Source organism: Streptosporangium sp. NPDC000396, from assembly GCF_042898655.1.
GTDB lineage: Bacteria > Actinomycetota > Actinomycetes > Streptosporangiales > Streptosporangiaceae > Streptosporangium.
Genome location: NZ_JBIAZA010000047.1, coordinates 39,125 through 61,258, shown reverse-complemented (window position 1 = coordinate 61,258; position 22,134 = coordinate 39,125). Strand labels below are relative to the sequence as shown.

General features: G+C 69.8%; 17 protein-coding genes. 10 read left to right on the top strand and 7 right to left on the bottom strand.

What is annotated here, in order from left to right; all coding sequences use genetic code 11:
- From ACFY2X_RS44145 to ACFY2X_RS44100, 10 genes are all read left to right on the top strand, one after another.
- Positions 1 to 636 (top strand): universal stress protein (locus ACFY2X_RS44145; protein ID WP_389950457.1); only part of this gene is annotated, 636 nt, incomplete at its 5' end.
- 110 nt (positions 637 to 746) lie between these two features.
- Entirely contained in the window at positions 747 to 1,430 is a 684-nt protein-coding gene (locus ACFY2X_RS44140; RefSeq protein ID WP_389950454.1) for a CBS domain-containing protein, read from the top strand.
- Between the two features lie 256 nt (positions 1,431 to 1,686).
- Complete coding sequence (locus tag ACFY2X_RS44135) at positions 1,687 to 3,387, top strand: GAF domain-containing protein (RefSeq protein ID WP_389950452.1); 1,701 nt, start codon at positions 1,687 to 1,689, stop codon at positions 3,385 to 3,387.
- Between the two features lie 1,072 nt (positions 3,388 to 4,459).
- Entirely contained in the window at positions 4,460 to 5,680 is a 1,221-nt protein-coding gene (gene txtE, locus ACFY2X_RS44130) for a 4-nitrotryptophan synthase (protein ID WP_389950449.1), read from the top strand.
- Between the two features lie 413 nt (positions 5,681 to 6,093).
- Positions 6,094 to 7,182, top strand: coding sequence for a nitric oxide synthase oxygenase (locus tag ACFY2X_RS44125; protein ID WP_389950446.1), 1,089 nt, complete (start codon positions 6,094 to 6,096; stop codon positions 7,180 to 7,182).
- 272 nt (positions 7,183 to 7,454) lie between these two features.
- Complete coding sequence (locus tag ACFY2X_RS44120; protein ID WP_389950443.1) at positions 7,455 to 8,048, top strand: TetR/AcrR family transcriptional regulator; 594 nt, start codon at positions 7,455 to 7,457, stop codon at positions 8,046 to 8,048.
- 79 nt (positions 8,049 to 8,127) lie between these two features.
- On the top strand, positions 8,128 to 9,315 hold the full coding sequence (locus tag ACFY2X_RS44115) for an SRPBCC family protein (protein WP_389950440.1): 1,188 nt from the start codon (positions 8,128 to 8,130) through the stop codon (positions 9,313 to 9,315).
- Positions 9,316 to 9,325: 10 nt separating this feature from the next.
- Complete coding sequence (locus tag ACFY2X_RS44110; RefSeq protein ID WP_389950437.1) at positions 9,326 to 9,454, top strand: 3-keto-5-aminohexanoate cleavage protein; 129 nt, start codon at positions 9,326 to 9,328, stop codon at positions 9,452 to 9,454.
- 64 nt (positions 9,455 to 9,518) lie between these two features.
- Positions 9,519 to 10,073 (top strand): EF-hand domain-containing protein, encoded by a 555-nt coding sequence (locus ACFY2X_RS44105; RefSeq protein ID WP_389950435.1) that lies wholly within the window; start codon positions 9,519 to 9,521, stop codon positions 10,071 to 10,073.
- 9 nt (positions 10,074 to 10,082) lie between these two features.
- Complete coding sequence (locus ACFY2X_RS44100; RefSeq protein WP_389950432.1) at positions 10,083 to 10,547, top strand: cupin domain-containing protein; 465 nt, start codon at positions 10,083 to 10,085, stop codon at positions 10,545 to 10,547.
- 251 nt (positions 10,548 to 10,798) lie between these two features.
- Here ACFY2X_RS44100 and ACFY2X_RS44095 read toward each other — a convergent pair whose 3' ends face one another.
- The 7 genes from ACFY2X_RS44095 to ACFY2X_RS44065 all read right to left on the bottom strand — a co-directional run bounded on the left by ACFY2X_RS44095 (position 10,799) and on the right by ACFY2X_RS44065 (position 22,119).
- Positions 10,799 to 11,695, bottom strand: a complete 897-nt coding sequence (locus tag ACFY2X_RS44095) for a dienelactone hydrolase family protein (RefSeq protein WP_389950430.1) — start codon at positions 11,693 to 11,695, stop codon at positions 10,799 to 10,801.
- A gap of 226 nt (positions 11,696 to 11,921) precedes the next feature.
- Positions 11,922 to 12,977, bottom strand: coding sequence for a radical SAM protein (locus ACFY2X_RS44090; RefSeq protein WP_389950426.1), 1,056 nt, complete (start codon positions 12,975 to 12,977; stop codon positions 11,922 to 11,924).
- 17 nt (positions 12,978 to 12,994) lie between these two features.
- On the bottom strand, positions 12,995 to 14,257 hold the full coding sequence (locus ACFY2X_RS44085; protein WP_389950423.1) for a cytochrome P450: 1,263 nt from the start codon (positions 14,255 to 14,257) through the stop codon (positions 12,995 to 12,997).
- Positions 14,258 to 14,311: 54 nt separating this feature from the next.
- The gene (locus tag ACFY2X_RS44080) at positions 14,312 to 16,114 is read right to left on the bottom strand and encodes an ABC transporter ATP-binding protein (protein WP_389950420.1); all 1,803 of its coding nucleotides are present in this window, start codon (positions 16,112 to 16,114) and stop codon (positions 14,312 to 14,314) included.
- Between the two features lie 181 nt (positions 16,115 to 16,295).
- Complete coding sequence (gene lanKC, locus ACFY2X_RS44075) at positions 16,296 to 18,857, bottom strand: class III lanthionine synthetase LanKC (RefSeq protein ID WP_389950417.1); 2,562 nt, start codon at positions 18,855 to 18,857, stop codon at positions 16,296 to 16,298.
- 73 nt (positions 18,858 to 18,930) lie between these two features.
- A complete protein-coding gene (locus ACFY2X_RS44070; protein WP_389950414.1) occupies positions 18,931 to 20,604 on the bottom strand; it encodes a cytochrome P450 in 1,674 nt (557 codons plus the stop codon).
- 471 nt (positions 20,605 to 21,075) lie between these two features.
- Positions 21,076 to 22,119, bottom strand: coding sequence for a helix-turn-helix domain-containing protein (locus ACFY2X_RS44065; RefSeq protein ID WP_389950411.1), 1,044 nt, complete (start codon positions 22,117 to 22,119; stop codon positions 21,076 to 21,078).
- Between the last annotated feature and the right edge of the window lie 15 nt (positions 22,120 to 22,134).

Genomic DNA, 22,134 nt, shown 5'->3' with positions numbered 1-22,134 from the left:
ATCCTGGCCCGGGGGGCTCCCGGGCCGGAGCTGGTCTCGCTGAGCCGGGCGGCGGAGATGCTGGTGATCGGCCGCCGAGGGCTCGGCGGGGTCGCCGGGCTGCTGCTCGGCTCGGTGAGCGCCTACGTCGCCGCCCACGCGCTCTGCCCCGTGCTCGCCGTCCGGCAGGCCGGTACGGCATCGCAGGCACATCCCGAAACCGTCGTGGTGGGGATGGACGGCTCCGCCTGCTCGCTGGCGGCCTTGAGGTTCGCGCTCCAGTACGCCCGGAGCCGCCGGTTGCCGGTGCACGCGGTGCATGCGGTGCGCGCCAGGGCGGACACGTCGTTCCGGCCGGGGGAGGAGGTCGGGCGATGGCTCGCCGAGACCATGGCCTCGCTGCCGGGAGGTCATTGCGACGTGGCGGTCCACGCGAGCACGCTCGGCGGGCCGCCGCTTCTCGCCCTGTTGTCCCGCAGCGGCGAGGCACGGCTGCTGGTCGTCGGGTCCCGGGGACGGGGCCTCGTCCGGGGGCGGGTTCTCGGTTCGGTGAGCCAGGAGCTGCTCCACAGGGCTTTGTGCCCGGTGGCCGTCGTGAAACAGCAGGATCACGCGCTGCCGGGACCGGGCGAACGCTCATGGAGCCGGACCCCGTAGGCGCCGCGCCGCCGGTTCGCCCGGAGCAGACCATAGGTCCTCCGCATTGGGGACCTTCGCCGCTGACACCCTCGAAACCGCCGCGGGATGCTCGTAACGAAGGGGGGATCATGCAGGCCAAGGATGTCATGAGCACGATGGTCGTCACGGTGCGGCCGGAGGCGTCGTTCATCGACGTCGTCGGTGCCATGGTGCGTTTCAAGGTCAACGCGATCACCGTCGTCGATGCCGACGAGCGTCCCATCGGCGTGATCTCGGAGGAGGACCTGCTGCTGAAGGAGATCGGTCCCGGCAGGCACACGGACGGCGTCCTCGGAGGCGGCAGCAGGCGAGAGGGGCGTGGGAAGGCCGTCGCCGCCACGGCTGGGGAGATCATGACCACCCCCGCGGTCACCGTCATGAGGGGAACCTCCGTCCGGGACGTGGTACGGCTGATGCACCGGCATCGGGTCAAGCAGCTGCCCGTGATCGACGCGGTCACCGGGCGCGTCGCCGGAACCGTCCATCAGGGAGACCTGCTCAAGATCTTCACCCGTCCCGCCGAGGAGATCGATCGGGAGATCACCGAGATCTGCGACCGGCTCTGCGCCGACCGGGAGGGGCTGGTCGTCGGCATCGAGTCGGGCGTGGTCACGCTGGAGGGCCGGGTCGGCTTCCGCTCGCAGATCTCACGCCTTGTCGCGGCGGCCCGCGAGATCGAGGGTGTCCTCGCGGTCGAAAGCCGTCTCACCTACCAGTCCGATGACATGGCCGGCATTCCGGCCCCGCCACCTGCGACGAAGGCGGAACCGTGAGCGGTGGGTACCTCCAGATGATCATTCGCCTGGGCTTCACCCTTGACGAGAGCCACTGTCGGCGTACGGCAGGGCGGACCTTCCTGCCCTGGTCGTGGGCTACGCGCAGCTGAGTCCCGATCGGCTGCGCGATGCGATCGCCGCGCTCGGCGCCGCGGCGAGCCGGACCATCGGGTGGTGAGCATCCCCGCCTTCCGTGCCCATCCCCGGTTCCGGGGGATGGGCACGGCCACATCTGAATGCCACACTTCTCCCTATGACCGCGAAGCAGCCGCATTCCCTGATTCCTGCCATGCGGCTGGATGAGCTGTTGTCGGAGCTGCACGTCCGGCTGGAGGCGGTGCTGGCCACCCGGGACCGCGTGCACGCCCTGCTGGAGGCGGTCGTGTCGGTGGGCAGCGACCTGGATCTGGAGACCGTGCTGCGCCGGATCGTGGAGACCGCCACCACCCTGGTCGACGCCAGCTACGGCGCGCTGGGGGTGATCGGCGAGGAGAACACACTCGTTCAGTTCGTCCCGGTGGGGTTGAGCGAGGAGGAGATCGCCCGGATCGCGCACTGGCCCCACGGGCTGGGCCTGCTGGGCCTGCTCATCAAGGAACCGCAGACGTTGCGGATGGCCGATCTGTCCGACCACCCGGAGTCCTACGGTTTCCCGCCCGGCCATCCGCCGATGGGGTCGTTCCTCGGGGTGCCGGTCCGGGTGCGCGACGAGGTGTTCGGCAACCTCTACCTCACCGAGAAGCGCGGGGGAGGGGAGTTCGACGCCGAGGACGAGGCGATCGTGGTGGCGCTGGCCACCGCGGCCGGCGTGGCGATCGAGAACGCCCGGCTGTACGAGGACACCCGGCGGCGCGAGATGTGGCTGCAGGCCTCCTCGGAGATCACCACCAGCCTGCTGTCCGGGGCGGAACCGGAGGAAGTGCTCACCTTGATGGTGCGCCGCGCCCGGCAGATGGCCGGCGCCGACATGGTGACGATCATGCTGCCCGACGGTGCTCGCGAGGTTCTCCGGGGAGTGATCGCCGAGGGACTGGCCGCCGATCACCTCGCGCAGGTGGAGGTGGGCGTCACCGGCTCCCTGGCGGGCCGGGCCCTGATGAGCGGCGAACCCGTCATGGTCACCGCGTTCGACGACACCGGCATGCCGTCCGCCGTCGCCGACCGGCTGATGGTGGGGCCCGCGGCAGCCGTGCCGCTGGGTGCGGGGGGAACCGTCCGCGGGGTACTGCTCCTGGGCAAACGTCCCGGCCGCATGCCCTTCAGCCACACCGAGCTGCGGGCCCTGCACACCTTCGCCGGACAGGCCGCCGTCGCCCTGGAACTGGCCGAGGCCCGCAAGGACGCCGAACGGCTGGGCCTGCTGGAGGACCGCGACCGCATCGCCAAGGACCTGCACGACGTGGTCATCCAGCGGCTGTTCGCCGTCGCCATGACCTTGATGAGCATCGTCCGGCTCGTCGAACACCCCGAAGCCTCGGGCCGGCTGCAGCACGGGATCGACGAGCTGGATGAGACGATCCGGCAGATCCGCTCGACCATCTTCGCCCTGCAGACACCCCGCGAAGCCGCCGATCCCGGCCTGCGCGCGCAGATCGTGGATCTGGTGGAAAGCGCACGCGGTCATCTGGGCTTCATGCCGGGCCTGCGCCTGGAGGGCCAGCTCGACACCCGGGTCCCCGCGTCGATCGCCGAGCAGCTGCTGGCCGTCTTGCGGGAGGCGCTGTCCAACATCGTGCGTCACGCCAAGGCCTCCCAGGCCGACGTCTCCGCGGAGATGAGCGGCGACTGGCTCGCCCTCACCGTCCAGGACAACGGGGTCGGGCTTTCCGGCGGCGGCAGACGCAGCGGTCTGCGCAATCTCAAGGACCGCGCCACCCAGCTCGGCGGCACCTTCGAGACCGGATCCCCGGAAAAGGGCGGGACCCGGCTGACCTGGCGCGTGCCGCTCGGCTGACGAGGGCGCCACCGGCGGCCGCCGTCCGCCGTCCGCATGGCGCCGGCCACGTCACGGCCGTGGATCCGCCGGGCCCATTGCCCGGGACGCGGCGCGGAAAACCGGCCGCCGGGCGAAAGAAGAACGACCAGGAAATCGACGGCGTTCATGCGGCGTCAGAGCGAACGGCGGCGCGCATGAAGGAATGGCGCATTTTTCTCCTCGCGCTATCAAGGTTCACCTTCGGAAGTTTCCCGACGTGCTGCCCGCGGCCATCGCCCTGCATTTCTTCACATGGGATATAGAGTAAGGGCCGGAGGGAAATCCGGGCGGCGGGGTCCGGGAACACAATCCCTGCGGCCAGGCCAAAAATGCACCTGTCGCCGAACCGAAATGAAGATCTAACCTCTCGTTGATAATTTCTGCGCGTCGTCTTCCCGAAGGGTTGTTCTCGGCTTCACGTAATTGCTACTTGACCGCTTGGTTGACTCATGCAAATCTTGGCAGTGGCTATGTCACCAATGGGGCACAACGCGCGAAGGAGGCAAATGAGTATCGGTGATGTGGTGGGTGGCCGCGGTGGGCGAAGGCCTGCCGGCGGCCGGTGGGCCCGTCGCCAAACTCCTCCGGCGCTGGACCGTTCACTCCGCACTCGGCCTTCGCGGCGTTGCTCGCCGGCACTTTTCCGGCTGCGATAAGCGCTCTTCGGCTTGGATTCATCCATCAGGCCTGGACGGCGGACCGGTGGCTTCGGTGAATTCATTCGTGCATCGGCGAAGCCCGCGTGCTCGTTCGAGACCCCGTCAGCCGGAATCGTCCCGCCCGGCCGGGAACGGTTGTCCGCCGTCGCCGCCAAGCGCGGAATCGAGGCTCTCGGACCTCCCGGGATCTCGCCGGAGGACCTGAACGCCGCTCATGGCCCGCCAGGAACGGACAACGAAACGCCATTGCGCCGTCGCGTTGAGTGAAATTCCGGGGTTCGGCGCCGGCGCGGCTGGAATCGCGCACGCCCATGGCCGGGCGTGAATTGCCTCCGCTTTTCTTCATCGGTGAATCGACAGGTTCCGAAAAGGATATCCAGAGGAGTTTCTCCATGAGCAAGTCATCGCCGTTGTCCGATCCGGACATCATTTCCGACCCCTATCCCGTATATGCCGCCCTGGCGGAGCGCGAGCCGGTTCACTGGTGTGAGGGCCTGAACGCCTGGGCCGTAATGAAATACGCCGACTGCGCCGACGGGCTGAAGGACCCCCGCCTCAAGGCCGAGCGCATGGAGGAAATCCTCGACGTCAAATTCCCGGGCCACTCGTTGCCGCCCGACAGTATTTACCACCGGTTCACCAAGAACGTCATGATGTACACGGACCCTCCGCGCCACGATGCGCTGAGAAGATCCACGCGGGCGGGTTTCACCCGCGCGGCCCACGAGCACTACAGCCACGTCATCGAGCGCGTCGCCCAGGAGCTGGTCGCTGCGATTCCGCGTGGCGCCAAGGAGATCGACGCGGTTTCCGCGCTGGCCGCCAAACTCCCCGTGAGTGCCGCCGTCCATGCCTTCGGGGTTCCGGAAGAGGATCTGGATTTCGTCATACCGCGAGTGGACGCGCTCATGACCTACTGGTCCGGGCCGCAGGCTCAGCCGGTGGCGCTCGATCGCCTGATCGAACACCTTGAGGACTTGCATGTCTATTCGCTGGAGCTTCTCCAGGGAAAGCGAGGCAGAGTCCTGCCGGAAACGGTCATCGCGCGTCTCGCGGCCGACCAGCAGAGCCATGCCGACTGCACGCCGGAGCAGACCGTGCACCAAATCGTTCTGCTGCTGACGGCGTTGTTCGCACCCACCACTCCGGGGTCGCTCAGCAGCGGCATGCTTTCGTTCGCGACGAACCAGGATCAGATTGACCGCTTCCTGGCAGACCGCGCGTGCGTCGACAACACCGCCAACGAGGTGGTCCGATACAACGCGTCCAACCAGTTCACGTGGCGGGCCGCGGCGACGGCGATCGACATGGGCGGCGTGCGGATCGAGAAGGGGCAGAGCGTCGCCCTTTTCCTGGGCGCCGCGAACCGGGATCCACATGTGTTCGAGCGGCCGGACGCGTTCGATCTCGATCGGCGGAACAGCGGACGGCATCTTTCGTTCGGAGCCGGACCGCACTCGTGTCTTGGACGGCAGATCGCCGGCCTCGAACTCAAGTGGTTCTTCGTCGCACTGTTCGCGCGTTTTCCGGGGATTCATCTGGCGGGCGAGCCCACCTGGAACTCGAACCTGGAATTTCGGTCGCTGCGGTCTCTGCCGCTGGTGCTCGGCTGACGGGACGCTCCCGGTCCCAGCTCCTCACGAGCCGGTCGGGGCCTCGGAGCCCGCGCAGACGACAAACGCCCCTTGACCGGGAAGGGCCGGGCTCCTGAAGCGGTGCGGCGTCTGCCGGAAGACAGGCCCAAGCCGTACGGAAGCGTGGCCAGGAGATCGAGATGAGAGGTGAAACCGTGCCTGACCTTCTGGGCCGTCTGAATCGTCGTCCCGGCGAGAGCCTGGAAGCCGTGCTCCACCAGCCGGAGCCGGCCGCCCTGGTTGCCGACGCCGTTCCCGGGGCGGCCTCGATATCGGCCGGGCCGGCGGACTGCCGTGCGCCTGTTCGAACACGTCCGTATGGGGACTGTCCCTTACCCGGTCACGGGCAGAACGCCTCGCGTGACCGGCACGCGCACGAAGCCGTCACAGCCGTGCCGGACGTCGACGTCGCCGAAGCCGAGGACTTCCTGCGGACCTACTACGCCGAAGCCGCCCCGAGCATCCCGTTCCAGGAGCGGCTACGTGAGGTCCGGTCGGAGATCGACGCGACCGGCGGCTACGCTCACACCCAGGCCGAGCTGACGTTCGGGACCCGGATCGCGTGGCGCAACGCCGCCCGCTGCATCGGCCGGTTGTACTGGAACAGCCTCAGCGTCCGGGACCGCCGCCATGTCAGCGCCCCGGCAGGGGTCGCGGCGGAGTGCGTCGAGCACCTGCGCTCCGCCACCCGCGGCGGCGCGATCCGCTCCACGATCACCGTGTTCGCGCCCGACCTGCCGGGGGCGCCGGGACCGCGGATCCACAACGAGCAACTGGTCCGCTACGCCGGGCACCGGCTGCCGGACGGCACCGTGCGCGGCGACCCCCGGTCCGCGGACATCACCGCCCGTGCGGTCGCGCTCGGGTGGGACCGGCCCCGTCCCCCGGGCCGCTTCGACGTGCTCCCCTTGATCGTCTCAGGGCCGGACGGGGCAACCGAGGTGCACGACGTGCCGCGCGACGCCGTACTCGAGGTGCCCATCCGGCACCCCGAGTACGACTGGTTCGCCGAACTGCGGCTGCGCTGGCACGCCGTCCCGGCGATCAGCAACATGCCGCTGGTGATCGGCGGGATCCGCTACCCCGCCGCACCGTTCAACGGCTGGTATCTCAACACCGAGATCGGCGCCCGCAACTTCGCCGACACCGACCGCTACGACCTGCTCCCCGCCGTCGCCACCCGGCTCGGGCTGGACACCGGCTCGGTGCGGACCATGTGGAAGGACCGGGCGCTGGTCGAACTGGTGCGGGCCGTGCAGTGGTCTTTCGACAAGGCCGGGGTGACCATGGCCGACCACCACACCGAGTCCCGGCGTTTCCTGCAGCACGTCGCCAAAGAGGAGAAGGCCGGCCGATCCTGCCCCGCCGACTGGAGCTGGATCGTGCCGCCGATGTCCGGCGGGCTCACGCAGGTCTTCCACCGCTACTACGACGAGCCGGATCCGGATCTCCGGCCTGCTTTTCTTCCACCGGATCCCTGATGCGGACATCGGGACGCCCGCCCCGGCCATGCGCGGGATCCCGCGTGGCCGGGGGATGTCCGGTGACCGCCGGGACCTCCTGTCACCCCCGGCAGTCCGGGGACGTCCCCCGGCTACGGCCTGCGGGCCACCATCAGGGTGTCCCGCTCGCCCAGCGGCCCCACTGATCCTCTGAACCATCGAACCCCGGCCCGCCGGTATCTCTGCTGTGGGACGGATGCGAGTGGACGGTCACTCGCACGACCATCCTGCCGGATACTAAGGTCGTGGATGTGAGTCCGAGGTCCGTGCGCGCGGTGGACACCGATGAGAAGGTCGACCGGCAGGCGCGGATCCTTGAGGCGGTGCTTCGGCTCTTGTCCCTGCAAGGCATATCCGGGGTCAGCATGCGTGCCGTCGCGCGCGAGGCCGGGGTCTCGTTGGGGCTGGTGAACTACTACTACGAGGACAAGACGAGCCTGATCCGTGCGGCCCTGCGCCGCATCGAGGAGCAGGACATCGCGATAGTCGAGCCGGATCTCACCCTGGAACCAGAAGAGCGGCTGCGCGCCGCGCTCAAGCGAGTGGCCGACCCGGAGTTCCTGACGACGGAGTACCTGTCCCTGCGACTCCAGCTCTGGGCGCTCGCCCAGGTTCATGAGGACTTCGAGCGCATCAACATGGTGGCCCAGAAACGCTACCGCGCCGGGCTCGCCGCCCTCATCCGCGCGGCCCGTCCCGGACTGTCGCGCGGCGAGTGCAGCAAGCGGGCCGCCGACATCGATGTCGTCCAGAACGGCCTGTGGCTCACCGCCCTGCTGGGGCTCGATCGCGCCTCGATCAGCAGGAGCGTCACTCGTTGCGAGGAGATCGCGCTCGCCGACTGACCGGTTGCGCGACGGGCAATTTTGAACGAACGTCCAGAGATGCATTGAACGATCGTTCAAACAGTCGTACGCTCCCGCCATGGCATCAGTCACTGCGGAAGACGTGCGTCGTGTCGGCATGGGGTTCCACGAGAACCCCGAACGTTCGATGTCGCTGAGGTCAGAGGCATACACGGACCCGCTGTGGCTCGAGGCCGACGTCCGGGCGATCTTCGCCCGGACCTGGCAGTGGATCTGCCACGCGGAGAAGCTCAAGTCACCGGGCAGCTACGTGTCGGCCATCGTGGCCGGCATGCCGATCGCGATCGTCCGTGATCGTGACGGAGCGCTGCGCGCGTTCTACAACGTCTGCAAGCACCGCGCCCATGAGCTGCTCACGGGCTCCGGCACCACGCGCAACATCGTCTGCCCCTACCACGCGTGGACCTACGGCCTCGACGGGAAGCTGAAGGCGGCTCGTCGCGCCGAGAAGATGGAGTCCTTCGACAAGAGCGAGATCTGCCTCGACCAGGTGCAGGTGGAGGAGTTCGGCGGATTCGTCTACGTCAACCTGGACCCGGGCGCCGTTCCCTTGGGCGAGCAGGCCGGGGACCTGGCGGCCGACATCGCCAGGTGGGCCCCCGACGTCGCTCGGCTGACCCACGCCAAGCGGTTGACCTACGATGTCAGGAGCAACTGGAAGAACGTCATTGACAACTTCCTGGAGTGCTACCACTGCCACATCGCCCACAAGGAGTTCGTCGACCTCGTCGACATGGACACCTACGAGGTGAAGACCCACGGCATTTGGTCGAGCCACTTCGCCGAGGCCGGCAAGCACGAGAACTCGGCGTACGACGTCTCAGGTGCGTCGGTCACCCAGCACGCGGTGTGGTGGCTCTGGCCCAACACCTGCCTGCTGCGATACCCGGGGCGCGGCAACTTCATGGTCTTCCAGGTCGTTCCGGCTGGTACCGACCGGACCCTGGAGACCTGGGACTTCTACTTCGAGACGGCCGAGCTCAAGGACGCCGAGGTCCAGTCGGTGAGGTACATCGACGAGGTGCTGCAGGAGCAGGACATTTCCATCGTGGAGAGCGTCCAGCGCGGCATGGGCGCTCCCGCCTTCGACCAGGGGCGCATCGTTTACGACCCGTCCGGCTCAGGGCTGTCCGAGCACGGCGTGCACCACTTCCACGGCCTTGTCCTCGACGCCTACCGGTCGTGGGCGGCGGGCTCCGGCACCGGGCGCGATCACGAGGAAGCCGTCCCCACCCTCACCGCCTGAGGGAGCGGCCATGTCGAGGCCTGTCATCATCACCTGCGCACCGACCGGCGGCATCCACACCCCGTCGATGTCACCGTACCTGCCCGTGACCCCCGACGAGATCGATGCCGCGTCCATCGACGCTAACTACAGAAAGTAATTGTACATAACTTTAAGTAATGTTAGGGTGCGTGTGTCGATACGCCACTCCCTGGAGGAGCGCCATGTCCTTCGCCGTGCCCGACGTTCTTGCCCGGAAATTCGACAAGAGATTCACCCTGTTCGACGTCGACGGTGACGGTGTGCTCACCAGGGACGACTTTCAGATCACCGCCACGAGATTTTTGACGGCATTCGGTGTGCCGGCCGACTCCGCCAAAGGCCGGGATGTGATGGCCGCCTACGCGAGCATGTGGAACGCCCTGATCCACAGTGCCGACAGCGACAGTGACGGACACCTCACTCGCGCGGAGTTCACCGCCTACCTGGCCGGCGAGGAGTTCCGCACGAGCGGCTACGCGGCGACGGCCGGTCGAATCGCCGAGTCCGTCCTCACCGTCTGCGATGCCGACGGCGACGGCCGGGTCTCCTACCAGGAGTTCGCCGTCATTCCCGGCATCTCCTCCCTGCCCGACGACGAGCGCCGCGAGGTGTTCAACCGACTCGACACCGACGGCAGCGGGCATCTCGAAATCAGCGAGATCCACGCCGCGCAGCGGGACTTCTACAACAGCACCGACCCGACCGCGCCCGGCAACCTGATCTTCGGCCGACTCTAAGGAGAAGACGTGGACCACCCCCCGCAGCCGGACGGCCACTGCCGCGTCATCCGTTCCGCCCTGATGTACGAGGGCAAGCAGCACCTCCAATTCTTCGCCGGTATCGCCGCCGAGACCGTAGGCGCACGCAACATCTGCATGCACCTGCAGACCATCCCGCCCTCCGGCAGCGGCCGAGCCCACAAGCACGACCACCACGAAACCGCCATCTACGTCATCAATGGCGCCGTAGGTGCCTGGTACGGCGAGAACCTGCAGCACTACCTCGAAGCGCGCCAAGGGGAGTTCATCTACATCCCCGCCAGCACACCGCACATGCCCATAAACCTCAGTGACAGCCAGCCCGCCGAAGTCGTCCTCGCCCGCACCGACCCGCGCGAGCAGGAGAGCACAGTGCTGCTCCCCGACCTGGAGAGCGGGCGGCCCCTCTCAACCGCCTCGGGGCCTGCTGAGATGCAGGAAGAAGCCCCATGAGCACCAACGGGCTGTGATTCTTGACCTACGGCCCGGTTGGGCCTGCCACGCTCGACGCCGGCACTTGGTATGACCCGCATTCGGAACTGGCGCCCGGTATGGGACTGCTCTGTTTTCGAGATGTCTGCCGGGTGCCGGCGTCGGTCTGGCAGGCCCGTTGGCTTGATTGGCAGCTCGTCCGCCGCTTGCGGCGTGACTCGTCTGTCCTCATGCGAATCGATGAGGACAGCGCGTCTCCGAAGCCGTACGGCTCAGGCCAGGTGGTGGCCGAACCAGCCGAGAACACGCTGGTAGGCCTGGGCGGCGGCGTCGGCGTCGTAACGCTGGCCGGTGTCGTTGAAGAAGGCGTGGTTGACGCCGGGGAATGTAATGATTTCGTACTCCAGGCCCGCCTTTTCCAGGCTGGCCTTCGCCCGGTCACGGGTGGCATTGACCCGCTTGTCCTGCTCGGCGTAGATCGCGAGAACGGCGGCTCTGGAGCCGGAGAAGTCGGCGTTCTCCGGGAGCGGGCCGTAGAACGGAACGGCCGCCGACAAGCGCGGCTCGCCCGAGGAGAGCAGCAGCCAGACCATGCCTCCGCCGAAGCAGAAGCCGACGGCACCGAGCCTCTCGCCGGGGGCGCGCCGCTCCAGCTCGTCCAGGGCGGCCTTCATGTCCGCGCTGAAGCGCGCCTCCGAGATACCGCTCAGGGCCGCGGTGACCCGCGCCGGGTCTCCGAAGGAGCCGGTTCCACCCTCCCGGGAGAGCAGGTCGAGAGCGAGCGCCGAGTAGCCGCTGGCCGCCAAGCGCCCGGCCACCGACCGGATGTGGTCGGTGAGCCCGCGGTTTTCGTGGATGACCAGCACCGCACCCCGCGGATCCGGAGCCGCCGCCCATGCGCCCTGAAGAGTGACCCCCTTCTCGGGACCCGGGAAGGTGATCGCCTCGGTGGCCGAAGGCGGCGGGCCGGCGGGGGCGGGAACGGGCGACCTGGCGACGGAGCCCGCCGCACTCTCCTCGCCGGCTCCGCAGGCCGCGAGCAGGGCACTGGCGGCGGGCAGGGCCAGCCCCAGGAGCGCCAGGCGGCGCAACGCCTCGCGGCGCGGGATGAGCCCGTCGGCGTAGTCGACCGCGATCTCTTCTGCGAGATACCGGTGAAAGGGCGTCATCGCTCCACAGTAGAAAGGAGCGGTGAAAGCCGAGGTAAACCCGGGTGTCATGCGGTTTTTCAGGACCTGTTCACGACATGTTGCGTCCGGGCGGGCGCCGGGACGGAAGTCGGCGTTCGAAGGGTGTTTCCGGTTGGCTCCGGCGCGGCGGCGGGCGAACCCCGCGTGGCCGGGGGCCGGGGCGCGCGCTGTACGGCAGGGGCACCGGGGTGGGGCGGCGAGGTGGTCACCGCCGCGCGAGCGCGCCGGCGGGGACGAACTCCGGGCGGCGGTCGAGACGCGCGCGGACGGCGTCGGACCCGAAGTGGTAGTCGATCTTCCGGGTCGCCTCGGCCCACTGCCTCATCGTCCGCACCGGCGTCAGCGCCTCGACCACGAACGGGTCGTGCCAGCGCTCGACCGCCCGCCGCCACAGCTCGGCCGGAGGGTCCGTCAGCACGTTGCCGATCGTTCCCTCGTAGGCGGCCATCGCCCGCACCTCCCCGTCCGGCTCGATCTGCAGGGCGGGGAAGAACTGTCCGCGGCGGATGCGGTCGGGGCGCATCTGCAGGGCCAGGTTGTCGGTCGCGGTTACCTGCACCGACGGCGGCGCCAGCGACCGCAGGCGTTCCCGGCAGGCCTCACCGCCCAGCAGCCCGGCCTGGGTGTCGGACAGCAGTTCGTGCTCGGCGAACCCCGCGCGACTGGCCAACCCTTCCGGCACGACCGCCCCGAACGACAGGAAGCCCAGCTCGGGGAACCTGGGCGCGACGGTGGTGCACATGTCCTCGACCTGGTGGAAGTTGCTGCGCACCACGACGTAGTCGATGCCGAAGCTGAGGCGCTCTTCTCCCGCCAGGCGCCGCTCGCGGGCGGCCTCGTCCAGCAGCGCCAGCGCCCGCATCGCCCGGTCGAACGAGCCGCGCCGGCCGCGGACGCGGTCGTGCACCTGCGCGGTGGCCCCGTCGACGCTCACGCTCACCCTGAAGAAACCGCGTGCGATGTCATCGACCATCTCGGGGCGCACCGACCAGCCGCCCGTGAAGAGCGCGACCTTTATCCCCGCGGCGGACATGCGTTCGGCGATCTCGAACACGCCACGCACCAGCAGCGGCTCGCCGCCGGCCAGGGAGATGCCGTAGGGCCGCATCGCGATGAGGGCGTCGGCGACGCGCGTCATCTCGTCGTGCTCCAGCTGGCGTGCCGGGCGGCGCCCGGATTCGGAGTAGCAGTGGGAGCAGCGCAGCGGGCACGCGTACGTGATGTCCCAGATGATCTCAAGCGGGTGGTCGGGAATGGTCATGACGGGGCTCCTGAGGCTCACGGCGCGGGAGTCGGGCTCGGGTCGAGGATGACCGGCATCCGCCGGGCTCCCGGCCGGTCCGGACGCGGTTGCCGGTCCCGAGCGAGACGCATCCGGGGAAAGCGCCGGGCGAGCGTGGCGATGGCGGTCCGGGCCTCGACCCTGGCCAGCGCCGCTCCCAGGCAGTGCTTGTGCCCGAGGCCGAAGGCCAGGTGCGGGTTGTCCGGGCGTGCCGGGTCGAACGCGTCGGGGTCGCGGAAGCGGGCCGGGTCGCGGTTGACGGCCCCCAGCGCGCAGTGCACGCCGCCGCCCTCCGGCAGCACGACGCCGTCGATCTCGATGTCCGCCTTCACATACCGGGACGACAACGAGGTCGGGGTGACGACTCTGAGCAGTTCCTCGACGGTGGTCTCGACCCGTGCGGGATCGAGATGCCGCCACAGGCCGGGTCGGGCCAGCAGCATCGCGACGCCGTCGGTCAGCAGGCGCGTGACGGGCCGGTGTCCCGCGATGAGCAGCAGCCTGACGGCCGACAGCACATCGGTCCGGGACGCGCCGTCCGCCTGCGCCATGGCGCTGATCAGGTCGTCGCCTGGGCGGGTCCATCTCCGGGCGATCAGCGATTCGAGGTATTCGGTCATGGCGAGACCGGCGCTCTTGGTGACCGGGGTCGCCTCGCCGCCCTCGGCGATCCAGCCGTAGACGTAGTCGCGGATGTGACCGCGGCCGGTCTCCGGGACGCCCAGCAGTTCGCACAGCACCGCCACCGGGAACGGGCGGGCGAAGGAGGCGATGAAGTCCACGGTCTCCGCGGGTGCGACGGCGTCCAGCAGCCGGTCGGCCTCCCGCTGGATCCGCGCGGTCAGCGCCGCGACCCGCCGGGGCGTGAGCTGCCGCGAGATCATCCGGCGCAGCCGCGCGTGCACGTCGTCGGGAAGGAAGAACAGGTCCTCCTCGTCGGTCACCTCCTGCGGCCCGGTGCGCGAGGGCCAGGCGCGCGGCGGCTCACCCCGCAGCCGCGGGTCCACCAGGGCCTTGGCGGCGGCGTCGTGCCGGGTCAGGATCCAGCCGGGCTCCCGGCCTCCCATGTTGACGTGGTGCACGGCTCCCGCCTCGCGCATCCGCCGCAGCGTGTCGGGGTCCCTGAGCATCTGCACGGTGACCGTCGGCAGGCCCGCCGGGCACATGTCGGCGCCCAGCGACTCGACGGGGTCCTTTTTCGGGCCGGTGGGCGGTTGTGCCCGGTCGATGTCCATGAAGATGAACCCTTTCGAGGTCATGGGGGTCAGAGGTCACGGGGTCAGCGGGTGGCAGAGGTCAGCGGGTGGCGGGGGTCAGCGGGTGACGGCGAGGAACTGGGTGGCGGCGAGTTCGGCGTAGAGGGGGTCGGCGGCCACCAGCTCGGAGTGGGTGCCGATCGCCTGGACCGCGCCCGCGTCGATGACGACGATCCGGTCGGCCAGGGTGACGGTGGACAGCCGGTGTGCCACGACCAGCACGGTCGTGGTCCTGGCGGCTTCGGCGACCGTGTCGCGCAGCGCCGCCTCGTTGACGGCGTCGAGCTGCGAGGTGGCCTCGTCCAGCAGCAGGAGGCGGGGGCGGCGCAGCAGCGCGCGGGCGATGGCCACGCGCTGGCGCTCGCCGCCCGACAGCTTGGTGCCCCGGTGGCCGACCAGGGTGTCCAGGCCCTGGGGCAGCCGCGCCACCAGGCCGTCGAGGCGGGCGGTGCGCAGGACCCGCCGTACGTCGTGGTCGGTGGCCTCGGGCGCGCCGAGCAGGAGGTTGTCGCGCAGCGAGCCCGACAGGACGGGCGCGTCCTGCTCGACGTATCCGATCGCCGAGCGCAGCTCCGGGATGTCCCAGGTGCGAAGGTCACGGCCGTCGAGCAGGATGCTGCCCGCGTCCGGCTCGTAGAAGCGCTCGATCAGGGAGAACATGGTGGTCTTGCCGGCGCCGGAAGGGCCGACGAAGGCGGTCATGCCGCGTGGCGGGATGGTGAAGCTCACCCCGCGGTGCACGGGCGGCAGGTCGGGCGCGTAGCGGAAGCCCACCTGGCGGAACTCCAGCCCGGCGGGCGCCGCGCCGGGCGCGGGGAGCGCCGCGGCCGGTTTCGGCGGTTCGGCGGGCAGCCGTTCGGCCTCCTGGATGCGGGCGACCGCCGCCGCCCCCACCTGGTACTGGCTGGCCGCGCCGACGAGCTGCTGGAGGGGCGGCACCAGGTAGTACACGTACATCAGGAACGCGATCAGCGTTCCCACGTCGATCGCGCCGGAGGCCACCCGGGCCCCGCCGGCGGCCAGGACGGTGAAGAAGGCCACCTGTATGGCGAGCTCGGCGGTGTTGCCCGCGAGGGCCAGCCACTTGGCGGCGCGCACGCTGGCCTGCCACGACTCGTCGGCGGCCCGGTGGATGGCCGCCTCCTCGCGATGTTCGGCCCCGGACGCCTTCACGGTGCGCAGCGCCCCGAGGATCCGCTCCAGGGCCGCGCCCATCACCCCGACCGATTCCTGCGCCGCCCTGGACGCCCGGTTGACGCGCGGCATGACCACGCGCACGACCGTTCCGGCGGCGACCAGCACGCCGAGTGTGACCGCCAGCAGCGCCGGGTCGAGCACGCCCATCAGCACCACGGTGGCCAGCAGCATGAGGCCGCCGGTGACCGTGCCGACGAGCGAGTCGGTGGCGACCTGACGCAGCAGGGTGGTGTCGGAGGTGACACGTGACATCAGGTCGCCGGGCTCGGCGTGGTCGGCGGCGGATATGCGCAGCCGCAGCAGATGCGAGACCAGGCGGCGGCGGGCGGTGAGCACGATCGATTCGCCGGTGCGGCGCAGTACGTACTCACCCAGCGGCCCGGCCCCCGCGGTCACCGCGACGAGCACGCCCATCAGCAGCAGCGTGCCGGTCAGCGGCTGGTCGGCGCCGAGGTCGCCGATCAGCCGCCTGGCCGCCAGCGGGAGCACCAGCCCGGTGGCGCCGGTCACCAGGGTGAGCAGCCCGCCGAGCACGAGCCAGCGCCACGACGGGCGCAGGTAGCCGAGCAGCACGCGCCAGGCGGTGGCCGGAGCCTCATCGTGGTCGTGTGGTCCGGTGACGCGGGGCATGGCCGCCACGGAGACGTCGTGCTGCGTGTCCACGGGATTCCTCGCAAGGGTGGAAGAGACGGGGGACCGGTGCCGGGGGACCGCCGCGGTTCCCCGGCACCGGGTTGGATCAGCAGGTGCCCGCGTACGACGTGACGTGGCTGTAGCACGGGTGTGCCGTCAGAGCAGCGGGGGCGTTGAGCGCCTGAAGCTGGAGGACGTATGCCATGGTCTTTCACCTCCTTCCTGTTTCCTCGAGCGCGGGGGACCGCAGGTCGAGGATGGGGATGATCGACGCGTTCTGGTTGAACGCGACGCCTAGGGCAGCGAGAACTCCGGCCGCGCCGGTGGCGAAGTCCATGGACAGCCGGAGGAGCTGGTTGCCGGGGAAAGCCAGATGGCCCTGGTAGGACAGGGCGTGCCAGGCCAGGCGGCGCACGTGCTCGCGGACCATCGGCCGGTCTTCCGGCAGGTCGAGCAGGCGCAGGGCGGCGATGGTGCCCGCCCGTCCCATGAACAGGAACGGGTGGCGGATGAACGGCGATCGGCAGGCACGGCGGGCGCCGTCGATGACGTCGGCGAAGCCGGGCTCGTCACGCCGGGCCAGGTACCGCGAAAGGACGAGTGCCAGGCCGCTGCTGCCGGTGCCGAGGTAGGCGTGGTAGCGGTTGCCCTCCAGGAGCTGGAACGTTCCATCGGGCAGCACCCGGCCCCGGTCGATCTCGCGCCGCAGCGCCAGCCGGGCCAGGTCGAGGTAACGGCTCTCGCCGGTGGTCTCGTGCAGCCGGAGGAAGTAGAACGCGACCCCGGTCAGCCCGTGCTGGAGGCCGGCCCTGCCCGGTGACGGTTCGCCGTCGCCGAGGCGGGCGGCCAGCTTCTCGCCGATGTCCAGGGCTTCGGTGCGCAGTTCCTCATCCGCGGTGAGGCCGAAGAAGTGCAGCAGGCTGAGGCCCGCTCCGGCCAGCCCGCCGTGTATGCCGGGCGCGGCCAGACCGTCGTGCAGTTCGCGGGCCCGGTCGAGCAGGTCGAGGGCGTCGTCGCGGCGTCCGAGCGACTCCAGCGCCGCCGCCACGCCGTGCAGCCCGTCCAGCAGGCCAGGACGTGGGTCGGCCGCCCGGCGCGTGGCCGCGACCAGCCAGTCCACATGTTCGGACGGCACCGCCGCGTCTGCCTGGTGCAGCGCCCACAGCACTCCGGCGGCACCGTTGGCCAGAGTGAACCCGCCGGTCACGAACTGCTGCGGGTCTCCGGGGAAGAGCCGGTCGGCGCGCTCGGGTGTCGCGCTGGCGTTGATGCCCGCCACGAGCGAGTCGCGGATCGTCGGCCAGTGCGGCTCGCCGCTGAACAGCCGGGCCGGCTCGTCCTCGCCGAGCGGCCCATGACCCGTGCCGAACTGGCGGATCAGGCGCGTGCCGAACGCCGGCGGCACCGGGAAGTGCTCGGTGATGACACCGGTCAGACTCGACAGCTTGACCGGATCCCGCTCCGTCAGCGGGCTGATCGGCAGGAACACCCACTGCCTCAGGCAGTTCATCGCGTACTCGTCGGCGGCACGGCCCGACAGGCCGGCGGGCGCGGTGAACCCGGGGGCGGCCAGGCCCGGAGTGCGCGGGTCGGCCAGGTCGGAGGCGATCTCGAAATCGATCAAGGCGACGCCGCCGTCCGGGCGGACGATGATGTTCCCCGGGTGCAGGTCGGCGAACCGTACCCCCTTGGCGTGTATCGACATCAGGGCGTGGTCGACCTTGGCCAGGATGCCGGTCGCCCACCGCGTGTAGGCGGCCGTCGACTCTCCGGACGGGTCGGGACCGACCAGCGGGTAGCGGTCGAACACCTCCTCCATCAGGGTCTTGCCCTCGATGTACTCCTCGACCAGGAAGTGGTGTTCCCAGATCACCCGGTAGCCCAGGACCCGAGGCACGCAGTCCAGGCCGCTCAGCCGTTCCAGGATGTCGCGCTCGCGCGCCAGCCGGGTGACCGCGTCGGCGCCGTCACGGTCCAGCCCCGCGTGCGGGCGGGCCTCCGACAGCACCACGTATCGCCCGGAGTCCCTGTCGCGGGCCAGGTACACGCCGCCGCCGTTGGAGAAGTGCAGCGGCCGTTCGATCTGGTAGGGGAACTCCTCGTCGCCGCCCGCGCCGAGCCTGGCGACCGACTCGCGCAGCACCTCGGGGACGGTGACCCACTCCGGTACGGTGAACGCCGGGGCCCGCTCGTCGGGCACCAGCGTCCCGCCGGGCGTGCGGATCGCGTACACCGGCTCGCCGTCCGGGTCGGTGCAGGTCATCGGGCGGAACGCGCCGTAGCGCACGTAGACCGGTGAGTCCTCGTAGCGCAGGTCGCTGAGGATGTACGGGCCGGTGAAACCGCGCAGCAGACCGGCCAGTGCCGGCAGCGCCTCGCTTAGCTCGTCCTCGCCGGCCGGATACAGCGTGATCAGCTTGCCGCTGCTGCCGCGCTCGGCGTACTTGCTGTTGAGCAGCCGCAGTGCGGCCCGGCTCCGGAGGAACTTGACGGCCAGGTTCCGGCCGAGGCAGAAGTTCGCCACGAGGTCGCAGACGGCGTCGGCGTCGGCCAGGGTCGCCGAGATGTGGATCTTCCAGCCCTGCGGTGGAAGTGTCACGCCGGGCGGATGCCAGACGACCCACAGGTCGTTGTCCCTGCGCTGCCACCCGGCCGGCAGGGACCGGCGGGACACGGACAACAGGCTGTCGTGGTCGGGGATGCGCCAGGGTGGTTCGAAGAACACCGTGTCGGCCTGGCAGTAGGCCAGTAACTGCGGGATGGTGGCGTCCATCGATGAACTCCCGAATGGTGGAAAGCATGGGGTGAGTTGTGTGTCGCGGTCGCCGGGCCGCGTCGCCTGGCCGCTAGGGGCGGCCCGGCTCCAGGACGACCGGCAGTTCGAGGAGGTAGCGCACCCGGTTCTGCCGGTAGTGCAGGCCGCCGGGGTCGTGGGCGAGCGCCATGCGCGGGAAGCGCCGGGCGAGAGTGCCGACGGCGATCTGCGCCTGGACCCTGGCCAGGGCCGCCCCGAGGCAGTAGTGGTGGCCGTGCCCGAAGGCGAGATGGGGATTGGCGGCCCGCCCGATGTCGAGGGCGTCCGGGTCGGTGAAGAACGACGGGTCCCGGTTGGCGGCCACCAGCGACGCGGCCATGAGGTCGCCCCGTGGGATCGGCACGCCCCCGACGTCGATCGGGCACGCCGCGTGCCGGGCCAGGCCCACCGGGAACGGTGTGACGAAGCGCAGCAGCTCCTCGACCGCGGTGCCGATCAGTGCGGGGTCGTCCACGAGGCGCTTCCACTGGTCCGGCCGCCGCAGCAGGGCGGCGACGCCGTTGGCCAGCAGGGTGGTCGGCGCCCGGTGCCCGCCCACCATGAGCAGCCTGGCCGCCGAGACGAGGTCGTCCTCGCGCAGCCGGTCTCCCTCGGCCTGGACGACCCAGCCGAGCAGGTCGTCGCCGGGGCGGCCGCGGCTGGAGGCGATCAGGGCGCGCAGATAGTCGTCGATGTCGCCGTGGGCGCCGGGCGGCCTGGAGGTCATCCTGTTGACGAGCCAGTCGTAGATGTAGTCGCGGTCCTGCCGCGGCACACCGAACAGCTCGCACAAGACGATCACCGGCAGCGGGCGGGCGAATGTCTGGAGGAGGTCGGCCGGTTCGCCCGGCGGGATCGTGTCCAGCAGCGCGTCGGTCTCGTATTGCAGACGCGGGCGCAGTCTCTCCACCCGCCGGGGTGTGAGGTACTGGCCGACCAGCCGGCGCAGCCGGGCATGCTCCCGGCCGTCGATGGTGATCAGATCCTGTTCGCCGCGGTGCGCCAGAGCCGGGTCGGCCGACTGCAGCCGGAACCCCGCCGTGATCTCCGCCTCCCCGGCCAGCCCCGCCTCGGCGAGCGTCGCCGTGGTGGCCCTGTGCCCGGTCAGGATCCAGGAGGTGGCCACACCCGGCGCGTTGATCCGGTGGACCGGTCCCATCTCGCGCAGCTGCCGCATCACCTCGGGCTCGTTGAGCAGCACCGGGGTCAACGCCGGCAGCCTGGCCGGGCACGTGAACTCGGTGCCCGCCTGCCGCTCCAGCTCCTCCAGGAAGGAGCCGACCGCCGAGGCCACCGTTTCCCCGTTATCGGCCGCGAGCACCAGCGCCGGGCAGGTCAGCTCCGCGACGGGTATTCCAGGCGCCTGGCCTCCGTTCTCCGGCGCGCCCACGACCACCACCGCGGCCGCGCGCTCCGGGTGGCGGTCGGCGACCTCCACCGCCGCCGGTCCGGCCATGCCGTAGCCCAGCAGTACGGCGCGGTCCGGGCTCTGCGGCGCGGCCAGGAGATCCGTGATCGCCTCGACGCACGCGGTCAGGTCATCGGCCGGCACATCGGCCGTCCGCATCTGCCAGCCCCGCCCCGTGACCTCTTCCTGGAGGCGCCTGCTCCTGTTCCCCGGGTTGAGAACCATCAGGACGTGCTCCCCGGCGCGCCGGCCCGGTTCGTCGCCCCTCGGGGCCGCAACGAGCGCTTCCCCCGCCGCGTCGTCAGCGACTGTCGTCATTTCGGCTTCCCTTCCGGTGCTGCGGTGCCTCGGAACGGCTTTCGCCTGTGGCCCGATACTCACGAACGACTATTGGTTTTTGTTTGCAGTTGACTTGCAAGCCATGTCTCTTATTTCCGGGAAATCTTTCGGGGGTCGTCCGCTGCCGTTCACGTTAGGCGAGGCTGGTCCGCCTTTCTGTGGAAAAATGCACATTCACGGTGTTTTTGATTTCCCGGTTCCGGGCCTCGGTCGTGCCGGTGATGTCACAAGATCGCCCTGGCAGTGGTATCAGCAAGTACGGTCGGCCGGATGTTTTCGTTGATCGATTCCGTGCCTTCCCGTCCCGAGAGGTGGACCGTGGCGCGCATCCTCGTGAATCGGCGAGAAGGTGCTTTGATTCCGAGAAGGACAGGTGCGGAAAAAGGCGATCTTCACCCGTTTTTGGTGACGGAAATAATTTGCCCTGATCGCTGAGATTGTGCCCTCTTTTTAAAGGGCCCGGTCGTCCAGCAACCGCCACGCGGCCAGGGCGAGCCGGGCCCGCGCCAGTCCACGGGGCTCCGCGAGGGCGATTCCCAGAGTCCTTTCGATGTGGTCGAGGCGGCGGGCGACGCTGCTGTGGTGCAAATGGAGAAGGTGAGCCGCCCGACGCAGGGAACCGGTGGCACAGTAGGCGTCCAGCGTGTCGAGATCTTCCCGGTTGTCCGCCAAGCGGGCGACCGCGGCCACGTCCGCGTTGCTCCGCGCGGCGTCCTTGGGTATGTCTGTGAGCAGCGCCAACGCACCCAGGTCGGCGTAGCGGACAACAGGCTCGTGCGGGCCGGTGAAGCGAAGGGCGGTAAGGGCCTGCCGCCATGCCAGGTCCGGGCTGTGGGCCGTACCGATGCCCGCGGCCACGCCCGCCGGAAACCGGTTCGCGTCCACGGTCGTCGCCAGGATGACGCCCGCTCCGGCCAGCGTCGCCGCCTTCACCGGGCGGCTCGGGCAGATCAGGCGGCCCACCTGGTCGAGAGGGATCTCCGACCGTATGGCGACGATGTGAAGCGGCAGACCGGCGCAGAAGCCCATGAGCCGCAGCGCCCGGGTCCGGGCGGCCTCATCGCTGCCGGAGCTGATCGCGAGTTCGACCAGGGCGGGATCGGTCATCGTGGGGTGCGACGGGTCCCGCTTCTCGACGATCGCGGTGACGGCGATGGCGAGCCGCTCCAGCAGCAGCTCGTCGAACGGGCCGGGAGTGCCCGGCCGTTCCAGCCAGACCACGCCGACCTCTTCCTCGTCGAGCGTGATCGGCGCCGTCATGGGCGCACACGGCTCCGGGTCGGACGCTTCCCGCCCGTCGGGGCTCATGCGTATCGCGCGGGCCGTGCCGAAGAGCCGGACACCGGCCACGCATTCGGCGAAGGCCGCTGAGGCACGGACGAGCGCCGGAAGACCGACGCGCCGGCGCATCAGCGTGTCGTAGAACATGACGACGCGGACCGCGGCCTCGGCTTCCGTATCCAGTTGCGCCAACCGTAGGGCCAATGCATCCATGCCGGAGGTTATACA

Excerpts from the sequence above, each read along its gene's own strand:
- ACFY2X_RS44140 (WP_389950454.1), top strand. The coding sequence starts at position 747 with ATGCAGGCCAAGGATGTCATGAGCACGATGGTCGTCACGGTGCGGCCG.
- ACFY2X_RS44135 (WP_389950452.1), top strand. The coding sequence starts at position 1,687 with ATGACCGCGAAGCAGCCGCATTCCCTGATTCCTGCCATGCGGCTGGAT.
- txtE (WP_389950449.1), top strand. The coding sequence starts at position 4,460 with ATGAGCAAGTCATCGCCGTTGTCCGATCCGGACATCATTTCCGACCCC.
- ACFY2X_RS44115 (WP_389950440.1), top strand. The coding sequence starts at position 8,128 with ATGGCATCAGTCACTGCGGAAGACGTGCGTCGTGTCGGCATGGGGTTC.
- ACFY2X_RS44110 (WP_389950437.1), top strand. The coding sequence starts at position 9,326 with ATGTCGAGGCCTGTCATCATCACCTGCGCACCGACCGGCGGCATCCAC.
- ACFY2X_RS44105 (WP_389950435.1), top strand. The coding sequence starts at position 9,519 with ATGTCCTTCGCCGTGCCCGACGTTCTTGCCCGGAAATTCGACAAGAGA.
- ACFY2X_RS44095 (WP_389950430.1), bottom strand. The coding sequence starts at position 11,695 with ATGACGCCCTTTCACCGGTATCTCGCAGAAGAGATCGCGGTCGACTAC.
- ACFY2X_RS44090 (WP_389950426.1), bottom strand. The coding sequence starts at position 12,977 with ATGACCATTCCCGACCACCCGCTTGAGATCATCTGGGACATCACGTAC.
- ACFY2X_RS44085 (WP_389950423.1), bottom strand. The coding sequence starts at position 14,257 with ATGACCTCGAAAGGGTTCATCTTCATGGACATCGACCGGGCACAACCG.
- lanKC (WP_389950417.1), bottom strand. The coding sequence starts at position 18,857 with ATGGACGCCACCATCCCGCAGTTACTGGCCTACTGCCAGGCCGACACG.
- ACFY2X_RS44070 (WP_389950414.1), bottom strand. The coding sequence starts at position 20,604 with ATGACGACAGTCGCTGACGACGCGGCGGGGGAAGCGCTCGTTGCGGCC.
- ACFY2X_RS44065 (WP_389950411.1), bottom strand. The coding sequence starts at position 22,119 with ATGGATGCATTGGCCCTACGGTTGGCGCAACTGGATACGGAAGCCGAG.